Source organism: Parasalinivibrio latis (assembly GCF_036825535.1).
Classification (GTDB): domain Bacteria; phylum Pseudomonadota; class Gammaproteobacteria; order Enterobacterales; family Vibrionaceae; genus Parasalinivibrio; species Parasalinivibrio latis.
On the sequence record NZ_CP098813.1, the window covers coordinates 1,394,263 to 1,411,644 of the forward strand.

Annotated in this window: 20 protein-coding genes; 7 read left to right on the forward strand and 13 right to left on the reverse strand. The window is 48.3% G+C overall.

Translation table 11 applies throughout. The annotated features are described in order from the left end of the window. Positions 1–2: 2 nt before the first annotated feature. From NF212_RS23265 to NF212_RS23290, 6 genes are read right to left on the reverse strand one after another with little or no spacing between them, the layout of a single operon-like run. The gene (locus NF212_RS23265) at positions 3–872 is read right to left on the reverse strand and encodes a class III extradiol dioxygenase subunit beta (protein ID WP_434361310.1); all 870 of its coding nucleotides are present in this window, start codon (positions 870–872) and stop codon (positions 3–5) included. Next, positions 865–1,278 carry a protocatechuate 4,5-dioxygenase subunit alpha gene (gene ligA / locus NF212_RS23270; protein WP_434361311.1) on the reverse strand — a complete coding sequence of 138 codons (414 nt, stop codon included), beginning with the start codon at positions 1,276–1,278 and terminating at the stop codon, positions 865–867. Before ligA ends, NF212_RS23265 begins: the two co-directional genes overlap by 8 nt. Further along, entirely contained in the window at positions 1,275–2,333 is a 1,059-nt protein-coding gene (locus NF212_RS23275; protein WP_434361312.1) for an amidohydrolase family protein, read from the reverse strand. The genes ligA and NF212_RS23275 overlap by 4 nt, the downstream gene beginning before the upstream one ends. After that, complete coding sequence (locus tag NF212_RS23280) at positions 2,330–3,040, reverse strand: 4-carboxy-4-hydroxy-2-oxoadipate aldolase/oxaloacetate decarboxylase (protein WP_434361313.1); 711 nt, start codon at positions 3,038–3,040, stop codon at positions 2,330–2,332. The genes NF212_RS23275 and NF212_RS23280 overlap by 4 nt, the downstream gene beginning before the upstream one ends. Before the next feature lie 13 nt (positions 3,041–3,053). Further along, positions 3,054–3,923, reverse strand: a complete 870-nt coding sequence (locus NF212_RS23285; RefSeq protein WP_434361314.1) for an amidohydrolase family protein — start codon at positions 3,921–3,923, stop codon at positions 3,054–3,056. A 12-nt stretch (positions 3,924–3,935) separates the two neighbouring features. Continuing rightward, complete coding sequence (locus tag NF212_RS23290) at positions 3,936–4,985, reverse strand: 4-oxalomesaconate tautomerase (protein WP_434361315.1); 1,050 nt, start codon at positions 4,983–4,985, stop codon at positions 3,936–3,938. 122 nt (positions 4,986–5,107) lie between these two features. Between NF212_RS23290 and NF212_RS23295 the strand changes: the two genes are divergently transcribed. Next, a complete protein-coding gene (locus NF212_RS23295) occupies positions 5,108–6,016 on the forward strand; it encodes a helix-turn-helix domain-containing protein (protein WP_434361316.1) in 909 nt (302 codons plus the stop codon). Positions 6,017–6,018: 2 nt separating this feature from the next. Here the strand turns inward: NF212_RS23295 and NF212_RS23300 are convergent, their stop codons facing one another. The 5 genes from NF212_RS23300 to NF212_RS23320 form a co-directional block, all read right to left on the reverse strand. Continuing rightward, positions 6,019–6,894 carry an alanyl-tRNA editing protein gene (locus tag NF212_RS23300; protein WP_434361317.1) on the reverse strand — a complete coding sequence of 292 codons (876 nt, stop codon included), beginning with the start codon at positions 6,892–6,894 and terminating at the stop codon, positions 6,019–6,021. Between the two features lie 120 nt (positions 6,895–7,014). Further along, entirely contained in the window at positions 7,015–7,545 is a 531-nt protein-coding gene (locus NF212_RS23305; protein ID WP_434361318.1) for a type II secretion system protein, read from the reverse strand. A 232-nt stretch (positions 7,546–7,777) separates the two neighbouring features. Further along, positions 7,778–9,349 carry a BCCT family transporter gene (locus NF212_RS23310; RefSeq protein WP_434361319.1) on the reverse strand — a complete coding sequence of 524 codons (1,572 nt, stop codon included), beginning with the start codon at positions 9,347–9,349 and terminating at the stop codon, positions 7,778–7,780. Positions 9,350–9,608: 259 nt separating this feature from the next. Next, positions 9,609–10,397: a YadA-like family protein gene (locus NF212_RS23315; RefSeq protein ID WP_434361320.1), complete on the reverse strand. Its 789-nt coding sequence runs from the start codon at positions 10,395–10,397 to the stop codon at positions 9,609–9,611. A gap of 189 nt (positions 10,398–10,586) precedes the next feature. Beyond that, a complete protein-coding gene (locus NF212_RS23320) occupies positions 10,587–11,513 on the reverse strand; it encodes a LysR family transcriptional regulator (protein WP_434361321.1) in 927 nt (308 codons plus the stop codon). 344 nt (positions 11,514–11,857) lie between these two features. On the opposite strand from NF212_RS23320, the gene hypB reads away from it, so the two are divergent. From hypB to hypA, 5 genes are read left to right on the forward strand one after another with little or no spacing between them, the layout of a single operon-like run. Further along, a complete protein-coding gene (gene hypB / locus NF212_RS23325) occupies positions 11,858–12,592 on the forward strand; it encodes a hydrogenase nickel incorporation protein HypB (protein ID WP_434361322.1) in 735 nt (244 codons plus the stop codon). A gap of 5 nt (positions 12,593–12,597) precedes the next feature. Then, on the forward strand, positions 12,598–12,840 hold the full coding sequence (locus NF212_RS23330) for a HypC/HybG/HupF family hydrogenase formation chaperone (protein ID WP_434361323.1): 243 nt from the start codon (positions 12,598–12,600) through the stop codon (positions 12,838–12,840). Further along, positions 12,840–13,964, forward strand: coding sequence for a hydrogenase formation protein HypD (gene hypD, locus NF212_RS23335; protein ID WP_434361324.1), 1,125 nt, complete (start codon positions 12,840–12,842; stop codon positions 13,962–13,964). The genes NF212_RS23330 and hypD overlap by 1 nt, the downstream gene beginning before the upstream one ends. Then, positions 13,957–14,964 carry a hydrogenase expression/formation protein HypE gene (gene hypE, locus NF212_RS23340; RefSeq protein ID WP_434361325.1) on the forward strand — a complete coding sequence of 336 codons (1,008 nt, stop codon included), beginning with the start codon at positions 13,957–13,959 and terminating at the stop codon, positions 14,962–14,964. The genes hypD and hypE overlap by 8 nt, the downstream gene beginning before the upstream one ends. Further along, entirely contained in the window at positions 14,964–15,314 is a 351-nt protein-coding gene (hypA, locus tag NF212_RS23345; protein ID WP_434361326.1) for a hydrogenase maturation nickel metallochaperone HypA, read from the forward strand. Before hypE ends, hypA begins: the two co-directional genes overlap by 1 nt. 143 nt (positions 15,315–15,457) lie before the next feature. On the opposite strand, the gene NF212_RS23350 is transcribed toward hypA, so the two are convergent. Continuing rightward, a complete protein-coding gene (locus NF212_RS23350; protein ID WP_434361327.1) occupies positions 15,458–15,646 on the reverse strand; it encodes a hypothetical protein in 189 nt (62 codons plus the stop codon). A gap of 309 nt (positions 15,647–15,955) precedes the next feature. Between NF212_RS23350 and NF212_RS23355 the strand changes: the two genes are divergently transcribed. Beyond that, the gene (locus tag NF212_RS23355) at positions 15,956–17,065 is read left to right on the forward strand and encodes an EAL domain-containing protein (RefSeq protein WP_434361328.1); all 1,110 of its coding nucleotides are present in this window, start codon (positions 15,956–15,958) and stop codon (positions 17,063–17,065) included. A 10-nt stretch (positions 17,066–17,075) separates the two neighbouring features. On the opposite strand, the gene NF212_RS23360 is transcribed toward NF212_RS23355, so the two are convergent. After that, complete coding sequence (locus tag NF212_RS23360; RefSeq protein ID WP_434361329.1) at positions 17,076–17,339, reverse strand: DUF5062 family protein; 264 nt, start codon at positions 17,337–17,339, stop codon at positions 17,076–17,078. Positions 17,340–17,382: the final 43 nt, after the last annotated feature.

The window sequence follows — 17,382 nt, forward strand, 5'->3', positions numbered from 1 at the left end:
TTTTATTCCTTGTGCTTTCCGGATACGAGACTGTCGCTGTTTTCCATGATGGTTATGCCGTAGTGGGTATTTGATACCGGTACATGGGTGAATCGGTATACTTCGTTAACTTCTTCGTCCAACGCGCCACGCATGATCAACCACATCACGGCCTCTATCCCTTCAGACCCGGTTTCCCGCAAGTATTCAGTATGGGAGATGTCTTTGATTGATTCTGGTGATTTGACGAGGTTATTAAGCCAGTTGATGTCGTAATCCACATTGATGAGTCCGGCGCGTTCACCCTGAAGCTGGTGGGATAATCCGCCAGTACCAAAAATGGCAACGGTAATATCTTCAGGATACGCTTCAATTGCCTTGCGAAGGGCTTTCCCAAGGTTGTAGCACCGATTGCCGGTAGGTTGAGGGTATTGGACAACATTGACCGCAAGCGGAATGACCTTACAAGGCCATGCCTGGGGTTGGCCATAAACGATTGATAGCGGCACTGTGAGACCATGGTCAACGGGCATGTCGTTGACAATTGTCATATCGAATTCGTCGAAAATAAGGGATTCAGCGATATGCCATGCCAATTCGCTATGCCCTTGGCAAGGAGGTACCTGCCGTGGGCCGTAGCCTTCATCTGCGGGTTGGAAATCAGGCGCTACACCGATGGAGAATGTGGATATTGATTGCAAGGAAAACGCGGATGCATGGTCGTTGTAAACAATCAAGCATACATCAGGTTTCACCTTATCAAACCAGTCTCGGGCTGGCTGTATCCCCTCAACAAATGGCAACCAATAGTCACCGGTCATGGTGCCGTTGTCTATGGCTGCACCGACTGTAGGAATGTGGGATGTGCCAATACCTGCAATTACCTTAGCCATGTTTATTCCCCCATTCTTTTTTGCTGCGATTTCCCTCAATAGGACGACCTCCCTTAAGCATCATTTGCTTGAAGGTTTCTGTTGTCATGCCGTTACCTGACATTGCAGCACCCGCATCCTGCATCGTTAAACCATCAAAAATAGCAATTTTGAAGGTGTAATAAATGTTCCCTCCGAGGCGGAGCATCGCCAGCCAGTCCCGGTTGAGAACAGCCTGTTTTTGTTCCTCCGTCATTGGGAAATTATCCAGATAGGCAGGTTCATTCTTGCGAAACGCGTCTCTTCCTTCTTGTCGGTTGAGAGACATGCAGAACATATTAAGGTGGTAACCTATACGAGATTGTGCTCCGTCAAAAATGTAGGTGCCGGGAATATCGTGATAGTCCCTTTCCATATCATGATTCATAACAAACCGACCTCCCTTAACCTGCGATCCAGTCGCGAAAAGACTTCACGGGTATTTCCGGAAAATATTTGGGATTTATCTTCATCACTAAGAGTGCTGTTATCGATGTAGCGTTTCGTGTCGTCAAAATAATGTCCGGTACGTTCGTCTTTACCTCTGACGGCACCGACCATTTCTGACGCAAATAGAATGTTTGCATGAGGAACGACATCCAGAAGGAGATCGATACCCTCCTGATGGTATACACAGGTATCGAAATAGATGTTGCCGCGAATGAACTCCTCAAGTGGAGGAAGACCAGCCATATCTGAAAGTCCCCGGAAACGTCCCCAGTGGTACGGGACAGCCCCTCCGCCATGCGGGATAATGAATTTCAGGTCCGGGAAATCTTTAAAGAGTGTTTTTGACATCATCAATTGTTGGAAAGCGGCCGTATCAGCGCCAAGATAATGAGAGCCTGTTGTGTGGAAACAGCGGTGGCAACATCCACTGACATGGATCATTGCAGGTATACCCAGCTCGCACATTTTTTCGTAAATGGGGTAGTAGTAGTGGTCGTCCAGTGGAGGGGCACTCCAGTAACCACCAGAAGGGTCGGGACTGAGATTGCAGCCGACAAAGTTGAATTCCCGTACACACCGTTCCAACTCCGTTGCACAGGCTGTCAGATCTGCACCTGGTGACTGCGGGAGCTGTGCTGCACCAATGAAGTTTTGCGGGTATAGCTCAGTGATTCTGTAGATCAGTTCGTTGCAATGCTCAGTCCAGTACTTACTGGTAGACTGGTTGCCGATATGATGGCCCATCCAACTGGCGCGAGGAGAGAAGATGGTTACGTCTGTTCCTCGTTCGTGTTGAAGCCTGAGCTGCGCCCCTTCAAGGCTTTCGCGGATTTGGTCATCTGTGATGTTAATGACACCTTTTACATGCTGAAACAGAGGGTCGGATTCCAGCTCCTGTTTTTGTTGTTCCCTGTACTCCCCAAGTTCTGCGGGTGCTGTGGTGTAATGCCCATGGCAATCTATAACCAGTTGGCTGCTGTTTATTGCGTTCATCCCAGGTCCTCCAAGCGTTCTATATAGCGAAAACCGTCTTGCTCAAGCCGGGGGCGCATGTTGTACATGTCTAGCCCGAGCTGTCCATCCGCCAGTTTCTTTCGCTTAATTTCTTCATTGGCTTCTCGCTGTTGAGCGGCTTGGAGAGTGGTTTCCGCATGTAGTCTTGGAACGACGCAAATACCATCATCGTCAGCAACAACGACGTCTCCCGGTATGACATGTTGCCCACCTATAACCACAGGGACGTTGACTGAACCGAGAGTGTTTTTGACAGTTCCCTTAATAGAGACCGCTTTTGACCAGACCGGGAAAGCCATATCTGTCAGATCTCGGACATCACGGACCCCAGCATCAATAATGAGCCCGCGAACTCCTCTTGCCTTGGCTGATGTTGCAAGAAGATCGCCAAAATAACCGTCTGTACAGGGAGACGTTGTGGCGATAACCAAAACGTCACCGGGTTGGCAGAGTTCAATGGCAACATGCACCATCCAATTATCACCGGGCTGAGCGAGGATAGTCACTGCACTGCCGGCTATACGGGCTCCGGAATAAATAGGGCGAAGTGCAGGTGTTAATGCGCCAATCCGACCTTGTGCTTCATGGACGGTTGCTGTACCTAAACGAGCCAGTGCACCAATGGTTTCGGTAGCGGCTCTTTCAATTTTTCGTACCGCAACACCCTGAATGGTATGGGTAATCATATGTGGTTACTCCTTACTGAAATCCGTACAGCCTGGCTGGGTTGTCAACAAGAATCTTCTTCTGTATCGCTTCATCCCTGGCAATGAGAGGGATGAGATCCAGCAGATCAGCGTCATTTGGCATGTGTTTTTTTATATTAGGGTGAGGGTAGTCTGTGCCCCACAAAACACGGTCTGGTGCAAGTTCCACCAGACCCTGGGCATAAGGGACTGCGTCGTAAAACGGAGGTGCGATGGCGATTCGTTCGGAGCCACAGACCTTAACCCACCAATTCTCCCGCAGCATGAAATCGCACAGTGTTTGATAGGCTTTCTGGCTGACACCAGCATGGGCTGGCACCCGGCCCATATGGTCGACAACGATGTCCATGTCGAAACCATTAAAGAAGTCTTTGTACTGAATGATGTCTTCAGCATTGACGTGTATCACAAGATGCCAGCCGAGAGGTTTCACCCTATTGAGTACAGATTTCATCATGTCCAAATCCGGCGCACCGCCGAGATGGCTGACGAAATTGAACCGAATTCCACGGACTCCCCCGTCATGGAGGTCCTGAAATTCATTGTCACTGAAGGTGTCGTCCGCGATGCATACACCTCGGTATTTACCGTTGCTTGATTTAATGGCATCCAGCATGGCGCTATTGTCCGTGCCATGGCAGCTGGCCTGCACTAAAACCGCCCTCTCAATGCCCAGCGTGCCGTGCATTTGTTTTAGTGCAAATTTATCGGCATCCGGTGGCCAGTAACTGGCGTTTGGGGAGTACGGAAATTCAGCGTGCGGCCCAAACACATGGCAGTGAGCATCACAAGACCCGGCCGGTGCGTTGTAGATCGGCTTTCGGGTCTGATTATCTGGTGGCATACAGCTTGGTTTAGTCATGTACTGTCCTTGTCAGATATAAAGTTCACCCCGGGCAAGTAGGCGAGCAGTACGTAACAGCCCGGCTTTGGCAACGTTGCCATGCTCGTCCAGGGTTAAATTGAGGGAAAATTCGCCGGAAGGATGTTCGACTGAGAGCTGCTTGGTATTTCCTTCTGGTACCGGTGAAATACCGAAAGCTACAGATCCTTCAATAACACAGGCCGTAGCGACTGAAACGGCACCTAATACACCAATGGCACTGTGGCAGGTGTGCGGTATAAACGTTCGGGTAGAGACATGTCCCCCTTGACGTGGGGGAGCAATCAGGGTCATTTTGGGTACAACTTTGTCTGAGACATCCCCAAGTTTCATTATGTTGCCGGCATGCAGACGGATAGATTCCAACCGTGCCTTCAGTAAGAGATTTGTGTTCAATTCTTCACAACTCTCGTAGCCGGATAGGCCTAGATCCTTTGCCAATATGATCACCACAGGCATTCCGTTATCAATGCAGGTGACGGCAATACCCTCTATGTAATCTGTAGGATTCCCGGTAGGAAGCAGGGAACCACAAAGCGATCCGGAGATATTCAGGTAATTACAGATGATTGGTGCCGAGGTGCCAGGGACGCCATCTATCTGGGTATCCCCCTGGTAGGAAAGTGTTTTTCCTGGAGTCTCTAATACCAGATCACAGAAATTCCCGCTGTTGACCATATGGACTCGAAAGCAGGTTTGTCCTTCCTGAGCGTCAATTAAACCGGATTCAATGGCAAAGGCACCTACACCTGCGAGAATATTTCCACAGTTTGGCGACGTATCAACCCGGTTTTCACCGACGACAACCTGTACAAAGAGATAATCAATATCGGCGTCAGGGTGATGGGACTGGCTAATGATGGCGACTTTGCTGGTCAGTGAGTGTCCGCCGCCTAACCCATCTATCTGGCGGGAATCACGGCCGACAACATCGATAATGAACTGCTCTCGTTCTTTTTGTTCTGTAGGGAGGTCAGCCGCCAGAAAGTAAATACCTTTTGAGCTGCCGCCCCGAATCTGCATATAAGGAATGGCTCGCATAATCGCAACACTGCTGTTAATAATATGTGAAAAGTTTAGTGCCGTTAGATTGCGTGATAAATTCAATTTTTTGATGTCTTGTTGTACTTTTATGATGCTGTGGTGATGAAAAGGAGCGGGTTTTGGCAGAAGGAAATGGAATGTCGGACATACCTCATTACTTCCTTTACGGCGAGGAATCTCGTACGAATGCACCGGATTACCTGCATATGGATCGTTTGGAATTTTCATTGCCCAAACATAACTGGGAAATTCATCCGCACCGTCACGATAACCTTCACCAACTTTTAATCATCGAGAAGGGCAGTTTACTGGTTGAGATGAGGGATAAGTTCAGCGAAGAGTGCGAGGTCTGTGTGTTGTCTATTCCGCCACGGGAAGTACATGGTTTTGTCCACCAACCAGGAGTCAGGGGCTACATCCTGACCATTTCCCATCCGTTTTTGTTAAATCTATTTAGTGACAGCGAACGTGATGCATTCCCTGGACTGTTCAGGGAATCGCAAATTGTGCATTTTGATCCGGATGGGCGTGATGGAATTAAATTGCGCGAAAGCTTGACAGCATTATTGGATGAATACAAACAGGGAGGCGTAACCCAGACAGCAATAATTGGTGCTTATCTGAAAATAGTTTTTATGTTGATACACCGCTCTATGCCGGTACCCGAACAAGATACCGCGGAGCGTGACAGCCGGGTTACTGATTATGAGGCGTTTCTTGCCTTGTTGGAAAGCCACTACAGTGAACAATGGAAAGTCAGCCAATATGCCAAAGCTCTAGGTATGACGACCGGCCGGCTTAACCGCCTGTGTGACAGTTATGCAGGGCAAAACGCTTTGCGGTTAATTCATGAGCGCGTTTTGACTGAAGCTAAACGACATCTGTTATATACCCAGCTTTCAGCAAAAGAAATTAGTTATAAACTTGGATTTCATGACCCGGGATATTTCTCCCGATTTTTCAGCCGGCATTGTGGCGTGGCCCCTAAGCAGTTTCAGAAACAGCTCAGGGGACGGCGTGATGAATAGGGTTAGGCTGGCGATGTCAGTGTGGTCATGACCACTTCCTGATCACCGTTTGCAGTGAGCGTGATTTTCAGGCTTCCGAGTTCTTTGAATGACTGGATATGCGTGCCACCGCAAGGGATTTCGATGTCCTGCCCGCCGGCTTTACTTTGCCAGTAGCGGGAATCTGTCAGGGTGTCGCCTTTGCGCGCCATATTTACGTCTTCACCGGCTGTCAGCCATTCTTCCAGCAGCAAATTCACCTTCGTTTCGATATCAGCCAGGTCTGCCACCATATCTGCACTGTTCAGGCCACGCTTTCGCAGGGTTTTACCCAAGCGATAACTGTCGATGCAGCGATCCGTTTCAACAAAACTGGTTTGTTCGGCATAGCTGTGGAAATCGTAATGACCGAGAGGGTCGATACGGGATGCCGCTTTGCGCCAGTAACCTTCATGCAGAACTTTATTCAGCGCGAGTGCAGTGAGGTGCGCGCCGCTATGGCCCCGGCTAAGTGCTTGTTGGTAATCCGCGTCAACCGACAGCGAAACAGTGTCTCCGGTTTTGATATCAAAGCCGGAATCTATCAGATGAACGACAACAAAGTGCCAGCCTTCTTCGTCACGTTTTACCGGGATGTCCTTGCCGACGTGCAGTGTTGAATCCGCAGTATTGAATGCACCGGTGAGGCAATCTTTTACATCTACCAGTTTCCCGTTGACAGTCAGGGTGCCGCGATCGGCAGGGTGATCCGGCCAGATATGGGATACCGGATGAAAAGGCGTCGCTTCGGTAATTACATAGATATCACCATCCAGTGCTGGCTGAACCAGTTGAACCATGCTGTCGAGTTGCCAAAGTGGATGAGTAAAGGTGACCTTTGTCGGCGTAACTGCTGCCATGTTGTTATCCATATCCGTTGCAGAATCAAAGGAGTGGATAATAGCAAATTTGGGGGAACGGAGCAGGAATGAAGATATTGTTCCCCATGGCGTCACACCGGCAAGTTACTACGAGTTTAGTTAACACCCGCTATCGACGATAGTTATCGTTGGAGATGTACCTGCTGCGGTATCATTCCACTTGTAATTAAAATAGCAGCTTGTGCTTTGAACTTGGGCAAGTGTGGGTTCGGCAATGCTTAGTTTTTGGGCCGGGGTAGCAATTACCTGATAAGTACCATCTACATGTATTCGATAACGCCATTCTCCAGTATTCAAACCAGCAGCTTTGAATATCTCCGGTGGCGTGTCATAACCTGCAGATACACTGCCTGTCGAAGTACTGGCAGCAGCCCAAGGCTGATAGTTATCCCCTTTGATACCTTCAATCGTTTGGGTGCCAGTTAACCCACGGGCTATGGTTGCAGCCTGATAGATAGTTGCGGCGGAATGCATTGCCCCCACTGCGCCTTTTAGGACTGCCTTATGTGCATCTGAACTAAAGTTTAAAAATTTAGGTGCGGCTGTGACAGCCAAAATTCCGAGGATAACAATGACCACCACCAGCTCAATTAATGTAAATCCTTTCTGAACACTCGCTTTCATCTGCATACATCTCCATTGCATAGCTTAAGCGGAATATTATTTTTGGAAAATATAGCCACATATATTTTGTGTGTATATGTTTTGGTTTATGAATTAATCCAAAATATGACTCAGGTAATATTTAGGTAATTCTAATGTGCGTGTGTTTTTAGCGTGACAGGTGAATTTTTTGGCTGAGAACGTGGGAAAAGAAACAATAAAATGTCGTTTAACGTAAGGAAAAATGCGCCTGCTATATCTATAACAGGCGCGGGATGTTATTAGGCACTGGCTTCACATAGCCTGTCGGCCTGTCGGCCTGTTGCCTGGCTCTGTCCATCTCAAGAACGGCTAAAGGGCCGGTTATCAATGTCGCGGCAATTAACATGGACACAGGAACTGCGGTGATTACGATAAATGACTGGAGAGCGTCCAGACCGCCATCCCCGGCCAGCAGTAATACGCCAGCGACGATGCCCATCACCAGGGCCCAGAACAGCCGTTGTTTGCGACCCGGTTCGTTCTCTCCGCTTACTGCCATGGCAATGGAGTACGCCATGGAGTCGCCGGTGGTGGCAACAAAAGTGGTTGTCAGAACCAAAAATGCCGGGATAAGTACGCTGCTGAGCGGCAGTTGTTGCAGGCAGGCAAGCAAAACTGCTGGCAGGCCGGCATTTTCAAGTGGTGCAGAAATTACGCCGGGAGTTTGCAATTCAAGGAATATCCCGGTGCCACCAAGCACCGTGAACCAGAAGTTAGTTGCAATCGGTGCACCGACAGCAACGGCGAAAATCAGCTCCCGGATACTTCGGCCCTGGGAAATCCGGGCGATAAAAATTCCCATCATTGGCGCAAATCCGATGAACCATCCCCAAAAAAACCATGTCCACCAGGCATTCCAACTTGAATCGGAAGAACCCAGGCTCATCTCGCCAAAGTTCGCCAGGTAGGTACCAAATGCCTCTCCAAAATGCGAGAAAATGAATGCAGTTGGCCCCAGCACCACAATGGCAGCCACCAGTGCCAGCGCGCCAATGACATTCATCTGGCTAAGCCACTGCAGTCCTTTATCCATGCCGGTAAAAGCAGAAAGGGAATAAATGAGCACTACTGAGGCAAGGATTGTCAGCTGGACTGTCATCGAATCGTCGACATAGCCAAGTAATTGCAAGCTGTAACTGAGCTGAGAAGCAAGGAAACCAATAGGGCCGATTGTGCCTGCGGCAACCGCAATAATTGAACATGCGTCGATTACTGAGCCGATCCAATGGTTTTCCAGCCGGTTACCTACCAGAGGGTAAAGCAGGGCACGAGGGCGAAGTTTTACGCCGCCATGATGGTGTGCATACATCAGCACGATGGTTGAAAGGGTGCCCAATACCGCCCAAGCAAGAAACCCCCAGTGCAGGAAGCTCTGGCTTAGTGCAGGGTTAACGGACTGTGTCCCGTTTAACGCGCTATCGAAGGCAGGTGGAGTGGTTATAAAGTGCTGGATTGGCTCAGCGGCTGACCAGAACACGCCACCGCCGGCCAGAAGTGTACACATGATCATGGCCAACCAGCGGAATGTGCTGATATCCGGTGTGTTCCGGTTCCCGAGTTTGAGTTTTCCGTAGCGGGATACGGCAAGGCAAAGCGCGGTTGCTAAATTGAACACCAGCAGCCATTGCCAGAATGGCCCGAAAGTATTTGCTGATGCTGAGAATAGTGATTGGATGAGGGCCTTGAACCTATCAAGATCCAGCAAGGCTGCCAGTATAAAAGAAGTAATGAAACCGATGGTCAGGGTTGGAACAAGCTTGTCCCTTTTAAGGGGATAATCAGAGGTCATAAATATCTCACTGGATGCGTGAGGGGCGGCACTTTATCAGGGAGTTGGCGATAAGACCAGCAAGAAATTGGTTATAGTCGTAATCTTTTTTGCTTGATATATATACAGAGGTCAATTCATCAGTATGATTTCTATATATATTTCCTTTCATGTGTTTAGATGAAATCAAATTAATATTCTTTTTTGTCTGTACGAGTAATCCAGATGTTTATGATCAAAAAAAGCCCCGGGTGCCGGGGCTTAGGCCGCTGATTGAGCCCTAAAACTTAAATTGTATTCCCATGCCCCCTGCAACTTCCGAACCGGATACTCGGCCAGATGTTTCGTAGTGGAAAGTGCCTGAGATACTTATTTTCTCATTAAGTCCATAAGCTCCGCCGAGTGCAATTGCTTCCTTGTTACCAGAAAATCCGATACCTGCGCCGATTGCAAATTCGCCCTCTGTGACATAAGGCCTCGCATTGGTTACCGCGTGGAGGCCGGCTCTGATGCCATCCATATGTTCAGCCATTTCATCAAAGCGATAATTCATCTGCTTCTCCAAATCTGCAATTTTTTCAGCGTCACTACGCGGTGTGATACCAAAATTCGGGTCAACTGGCTCCGGGCGATCTGGTGTATTGCCATCTGGTGTTACGCCAAAATCTGGATCCGCTGGTTGAGGCTTCTCCGGTGTATCGTCCGGCGTTATTCCAAAATCAGGGTCAGCAGGTTGAGGGCGCTCAGGTGTATAATTTGGCCCTTCGCGGTCAGGCACATTGCTGTCGGGCGTTACACCAAAGTCCGGGTCTGCAGGCTGAGGACGTTCAGGTGTATAGTTCGGTCCGTTGCGGTCAGGTACGTTGCTGTTCGGCTTAACGCCAAAATCCGGGTCAACAGGTTGCGGACGGTCCGGAGTATTGTCGGGCATTGGACGGTCAATTGGCTGTTCAATACCACTTCCTGGGAGTCCAGAGACGTTATTGTGTGGATTTACGTTAATGCTGTCTGCTAATGCATTTGCAGAAAAAACGCTTGCCAGGGAAAGTGCAATGATGGTCTTTTTCATAAATTTGCTCTCTAATGTAAAGTTCAATCAGCTAAGAGCATCCGTTCAAACAGAGTGTTGGTAACTCTCTGTGATTCCTTATCTTTTGACTGAAAGTCTACGGAGAAGAGAGGCAGTTATCTAAGCAGCAGGTGTTATGTCGGTAATAAGTAAGACTTATTACCGAGACAATTCGAATGGGCTTAGTGATTATTTATTGTGAGATTGAAGGGTTGTGATCAGTACTCGCTTTAGCCACTGGGTAAAGTCGCTGTTGCGATCTTTTTGATGGTAGTAACTCACTATAGGATAGGAAGTAGGGACACAATCTACTTCAACATCCATCATTCTGAGCTTTGGATAGTCGTCAATCGGGAATATGTGGAGGGTGGGGAAGTACATGTCAGTCTTCTGGACGACGCCTAATATGGCGGAAGGCAGTTCTGAGCTGAAGCCAATTTCGTAGTCCAGTTCGTGGTGTTCCATTACCGAAGCAGCTAAAGACTGGGCCTTGTTCCAGCCGGGGATCATCAATGAAGCGATCTCGTATCCTTCCAGATCATGTGGTGTTACGACATTTGCATTCACCGGATGGTCTTTCCTGACTACCACCGTGGCCTGAATATCCATCAGTGCTTGTGACATCACCTCTTTGGGCACATCTGGTAAATCATAGTTAATTCCGAAATCAATTTCTCCGTGGACAATGTCGTCTACCGTGTGCCTGTTCCAGTTGATAAGTTGCAAATTTATCCCAGGTGCCTGTTGTTTAATCGTTGTAACCAGATCTCCAGCTAATGTAGACAAAACCTGAGGAGCCAAAGCGATTCTTAATGAGCGTACAACGGTTGTTGGATCGAACTCCGTGGAATCATTGAGTGCGCCGTGTAATCCATCCAGGTGTGGTTTAACTCTGGACAGCAAGTTATCTGCAAAAGGTGTCGCTTTTAGCCCGGTACGGGTTTTTATAAACAGCTCATCATTGAAGTGGTGACGGAGCTTTTTTAGTGATTGGCTAATTGCCGGTTGTGAAACGTAAAGCTTTTGAGAAGCTTTTCTCATGTTGAGTTCCTGACACAGGACGATGAAGGTCCGGAGCAGGTTGAGATCGAGGCTAAAATACAAATCCTTGCGCATTACATATCCGAGTCTGTGGGATTGAAGCCAGCATATCAGCCTTGCTGCACAGAAAAGATGGGTTTTCTCAAATATTCAATCCTGATATTGATATATACCTCAGAAGCAGAATTATGTGTGGCTTTTCTATAGCTGACGGAAATAATTTGTCGAGTAGGAATATTGTGTGACAAAATGTAACGAAGAATTAAGTCAGAAAAACCGGCTCACCATCAGACGGTTACTGGCTGGAAAGCTTCCATCTACAGGACAGTAGAAAATAGACCCGGAGTGTCTTGGGTAGCTGTCACACCCGAGTTAATGCATAGATGTGCTCGGGAAAACTGTAGTATTGGAGTTTTCACATGTGTAAAGATTGCGGCTGTTCTTTGCCAAATCATGACGGCCACCATGATCACCAGGGGTTGTTACAAAACCCTCAGCTGAATGACAAAAAGACCCTGAAAGTCATCCATAAAATCCTTGATAAAAACGATTTGGAAGCGGCCCATAACCGTGCACATTTTGAAGCCCAGGGTATAACTGCCTTTAACCTCATGAGCAGCCCCGGCAGTGGCAAGACTACCTTTTTAGAGCACCTCAAAGATCAAACATCCCTTCGCTATGCGGTGATAGAGGGTGATTTGGAAACCTCCCGAGATGCCGACCGCCTCAAGGCCAAAGGCATTGAGGCCTACCAAATCCAGACTGGCTCCGCCTGCCACCTTGATGCGTTTATGGTTCACGGAGCACTTCATCATGTTGAGCTTGAAACACTGGATATCTGCTTTGTAGAAAACGTAGGTAACCTGGTTTGTCCTGCGAGCTATGATGTAGGCACACATAAAAACATCGTCCTGGTTTCTGTACCTGAAGGTGACGACAAAATTGAAAAATACCCGGTGATGTTCCGTCGTGCTGATTTGGTGTTGATTACCAAATGCGACCTCTTACCTTATTTTGACTTCAGTATCGAAGCAGCGCGTGAGCAGGTTAAAAAGCTCAATCCGGATGCTCAGGTGATGGAAATTTCGGTCAAGCAGGCAGAATCGCTCAAGCCGGTTGTGGACTGGCTGGAAGCGAACCGGATTCAGGGGTAACGCCGATGTGTCTCTCCGTTCCTTCCCGCATTGTCGAAATCCATGATGAAGATCTCAGCGTTACTGTAGAGGCGCTTGGTGTTAAACGGCGTGTCAGCCGTCATCTGTATATGGATGAGCTTGAAATCGGGGATTACGTACTTATCCATATCGGCTTTGTCATGAACAAAATTGACAAAGCCGATGCAGAACAAAGCCTCGAACTGTACCGGGAAATTGCAGAAAAGCTGGAAGAAGGGCTGGTGTAATGCTCGATCTGAAACAGCTTTATGAAGGCTTCCGAAACCCGGAAACCATCCGGCAACTGGCTGCTGAAATCGGTGATGAAGCGGCTAAGCTGGAAGAGCCGCTGAATATCATGGAAGTGTGTGGTGGGCATACCCATACCATCATGAAGTATGGGTTAAAACAGCTTTTGCCGGAAAACATCGACTTTATCCATGGCCCGGGTTGCCCGGTTTGCATCATGCCGAAAGAGCGCATTGACCATGCAGCCGCCTTGGCGAGTCAGCCCGATGTCATTCTGGTGACCCTTGGAGATATGATCCGGGTACCTGGCTCCAAAGGCAGCCTGGCTCAATTTCGTGCCAAAGGGTGTGATATCCGCCCGCTTTATGATCCGCTTGATGCCCTTCAAATCGCCACAGACAACCCGGATAAAACCGTGGTTTTTTTTGCCATTGGCTTTGAGACATCAACCCCGATGACAGCAGTGTTGCTGCAACAAGCCGAAAGCAAGGGCATCGATAATCTACTCTTTCACATTAACCACGTACTGGTGCCGCCCGCTGTTGATGCAGTAATGGCAGATCCGGCTGTTCGGGTAAATGCGTTTATTGGCCCATCCCATGTCAGTGTGATTCAGGGCGCCCGGGTTTACCGGCCCTTGGCTGAAAAATACCGTACGCCTGTTGTCGTGGCCGGGTTTGAGCCGGTTGATGTGATGGAGTCTGCCCTGCGTTTGGTTCGTCAGAAACTGAAAGGTGAACACCAGGTCGAAATCCAGTACAGCCGGGCTGTGACAGAAGACGGTAATGTCGGTGCTCAGCACATCGTGGATGCCTGCTTTGAAATCCGGCCTGAATTCCGCTGGCGGGGTCTTGGCCCAATTACCCATTCAGCGCTGAAACTGAGAGACAAATACCGGCACCGTGATGCAGAAATCCGTTTCGCACATTGCCTGCCGACAGAAGAAATCAACGATCACAAAGCCTGTCAGTGCGGAGATATTCTGCGCGGCCTGGCAAAACCGGCCGATTGCCGGGTATTCGGAAGGGGATGCACCCCTCAACGCCCTTTGGGTAGCTGTATGGTCAGCTCCGAAGGGGCATGCAATGCATACTATCGTTACCAAGGAGTCTCAGATGAGTGAGAAAAAAAACATTCAGTTAAGCCACGGTGGCGGTGGTCAGGAAATGGGGCAACTGATTAAAAGTGTATTCTTCAATGCGTTTGACAACGATGTCCTTCGCCGTGAAGAAGATGCGGCGGTACTGTCTTTGCCTGGTGACACAGCATTTACCACCGATTCATTTACCGTTTCCCCGCTGATTTTTAACGGTGGTGATATTGGTAAATTGTCGATTGCAGGTACTGCAAACGATTTGGCAATGATGGGCGCAAAGCCGGAATACCTCAGCTGCAGTTTTATTATCGAGGAAGGTTTTTCGCTGGAGACCCTGAAAACCATCGCAGCCAGTATGGCGGAAGAACTGTCGGTTTCAGGTGCGCACATTGTCTGTGGTGACACGAAGGTCGTGCCAAAAGGCTGCGCAGACGGTCTGTTCATTAACACGACCGGTCTGGGTACCATTCATGCCAGCGGCATTTCGGCCCGAAACCTCATGGCTGGTGATGCAATTATAGTGTCACGGGATATTGGGCGCCACGGTGCCACTGTTTTGATGAACCGTGAGGGTCTGGAGCTTGAATCAGAGCTGTCCAGTGATTGCGCAACCCTTTGGCCTGCGGTAGAAGCATTGATTGGTGCAGGTATTGAAATACGCGCAATGCGTGATGCCACAAGGGGCGGGTTGTCAGCGGTTCTGAACGAGTGGGCTACATCATCGGATGTTGGCATTTCCCTGAACGAAGCGGATATCCCGGTTTGTGATGAAGTTCGGGGCTTATGCGAGTTGTATGGGATGGAAGCCTTTGACCTTGCCAATGAAGGGACCTTTGTTCTTGCGGTTCCGGCAGAACAGGCAGATGTTGCCCTTTCTGTCCTTCAGTGGTTCCCGTTCTGCCCACAGGCAGCAGTAATCGGCTCTGTGAAGGATGAACGGAAAGGAAAGGTGGTGTTGAACAGTGCCTGGGGCAGCAGCCGTTTCCTTGAACTCCCGCAAGGTGAATTACTGCCGAGGATTTGCTGATGCATGAGTACTCCATCGTCAGTTCACTGATTGATGAATGCGAGGCTCACGCTACAGCTAACGGAGCGACCCGGATAACCCGGGTCGCCATTAAGGTCGGTGTTCTGAGCGGGGTAGAGCCTGAATTGTTGAAAACGGCGTTCGATACCTTCAAGCAAGAAGGGATCTGCCGGGATGCAACGCTGGAAATGACCATTCAACCTTTGGTTGTAGCCTGCCTGGAATGTGGACTGGAATCCGAGCCGGAAGGCCGAAACGTTGTGTGCCCTCAATGTAAGAGCTTCCATACCAAGGTACTGGATGGTGAAGATTTGTTGCTGATGCAGCTTGAACTTGAGCAGCCTGAATAGGCACATGCCATCTAATGAGACGTTCTGGCTGATTTAAGACACCCAAATGCAATGATAAACCAATAAAAAACCTCAACGTTGTCCAGCGTTGAGGTTTTTTATTGGTTCGAATGGTGTCTCAAACCATATCGGTGGAAAGTGTATTACCAATCCTCCGTGACGACATTATGGTTTTCATCGTAGATGATTTGAGCATCTTGCTGCCGGGCTAACTTAGCGGCAAAAGAGGGGGTAACAGCTCGGTATTGGCCGCGAACTACTTTGAAACTGCCTTCCCACACCAGATCTCGGTATGTGCCGTCATGGGTGAATTCAACGATAATCTTTTTCACTTTCTATCTCTCTTTTGTTGTTCTGTTATGTAGCACCAAATTATCACCGTAGAGAGTTTTAGCGTATCCACGAAAATGGAATTTATGATTAGGCAGATCTGTTTGAACAGTCTGGGGCGGTTCATTTCTGGCCCCTCACTGGCGGGATAAGATATGAGCGCCGTATCAATTCCATACAAAAAACAAGTCAATGACGGCAGGAATTCTTTACATTTTCACGTCAGAGATATTAACCTGTTTAAAACAATCATGTGATAGCGGCATGCGACCATAAATATTCGGATTATCAATAGGTAAGCAACTGGATTTGTGGGTGGGTGTGCGTCATGGTTTGTAAATAAAAAAATAGTTTCTCTCAAAGAGAGAGGTCCAACAATGCTTACAGAATTAGGCCGTATCTTTTCAAAGAAAACGCTGGTCTCTTCGAATCTTTTGCTGCTGCTAGGCCTTACCGTGATCGGTTATGCCCATGCGATACCCGAACAGGTTTTTGGACTCATTTGTGTTCTTGTCGCCGGTTATTCCATCACTCTCCATTTTCGCTACCACCTTGCAAAGCTTGCAAAAGAAAAAGAGCAGCTACAGCTTGAAGCCCATATTGCTGGTGCAATAAACAAAGGGGATTTTGTTTTCCATCTCCAGCCTTTTGTTTGTATGAACACGCGTAAAGTCACCGGGGCTGAGATGTTGCTGCGAATGAATGATAGCAACGGGAATCCTTTATCTCCGTTGGTGGTTATCGATGTTGCAAAGAGGAAAGGTTTATCCATCCGAATTCTGGAAGCTGCGCTTGAAAAAGCGCAGTCTTTGAGTGAAATAGTTTTAAAGACCAGAATCAGCATCAATGTAGAACCCTGTCAATTCAGAGATAAGGAACATACATCGAAAACACTCTCCTTGATCGAGAGCTTCCACCACCTGAAAGACTACGTCATTTTTGAACTTACAGAAACACCTGAAGATTTTGATATTAACCACCTGGACACGGGTATCAGACGAATCCGTGAATTGGGTTTTAAAGTCTGGATTGACGATTTAGGGACAGGCCAGAACAGCCTGAAACTTTGGTCTTTGATTGAGGTAGACGGCGTCAAGCTGGATCGCTCTTTTCGCCATTCACTCTATGGAGAGCACGGTCAGGATTGGCTACGTCATATTGGATATTTCTGCCAATGCCTGAAAATATCCTGTGTAGTGGAAGGCATCGAAACGGCAGAAGAAGTTGAAATTATTTCCGGACTGAATTTCGCTATTGTTCAGGGCTTCTATTTTTACAGACCTATGTCAGAGAAGAAGTTTGTAATGTTGATGCTTGAAGGGCAAACCCGTGATTGTGCAAATTGCTCAGAACGTTGCAGTCATGTCGGCAGGTTTAAAAACCTGCCAGGTGATAATGACATCGCGTTGAGCTGGATATAGTGCTGGTCGTCTATTCGACCAGCAAAGGATGGTCTTCAGGTAGTTGCTTGCTTATCCATACCACAAGGCGGTGTTTTATATTTGGCCCGTCTTCCTTGTCTCCTGGTAACGGAACCAGCATTTTTTGTTCTACCAGTAACCTGTAGATGATTTCTGCTTTCTGTGAGTCTGAGAGAGGAATATCAGGCAAGGTGTAACCGCGTTTAATGGCAAACGCCATACCGATTTTTAGCGCCGCCTTAAAGAGTTTTGTCTCATTTTTCTGTTTCTTCATACAGCCTATTCCTTTGATTGAATGCGAAAATTGGCAGATGTAT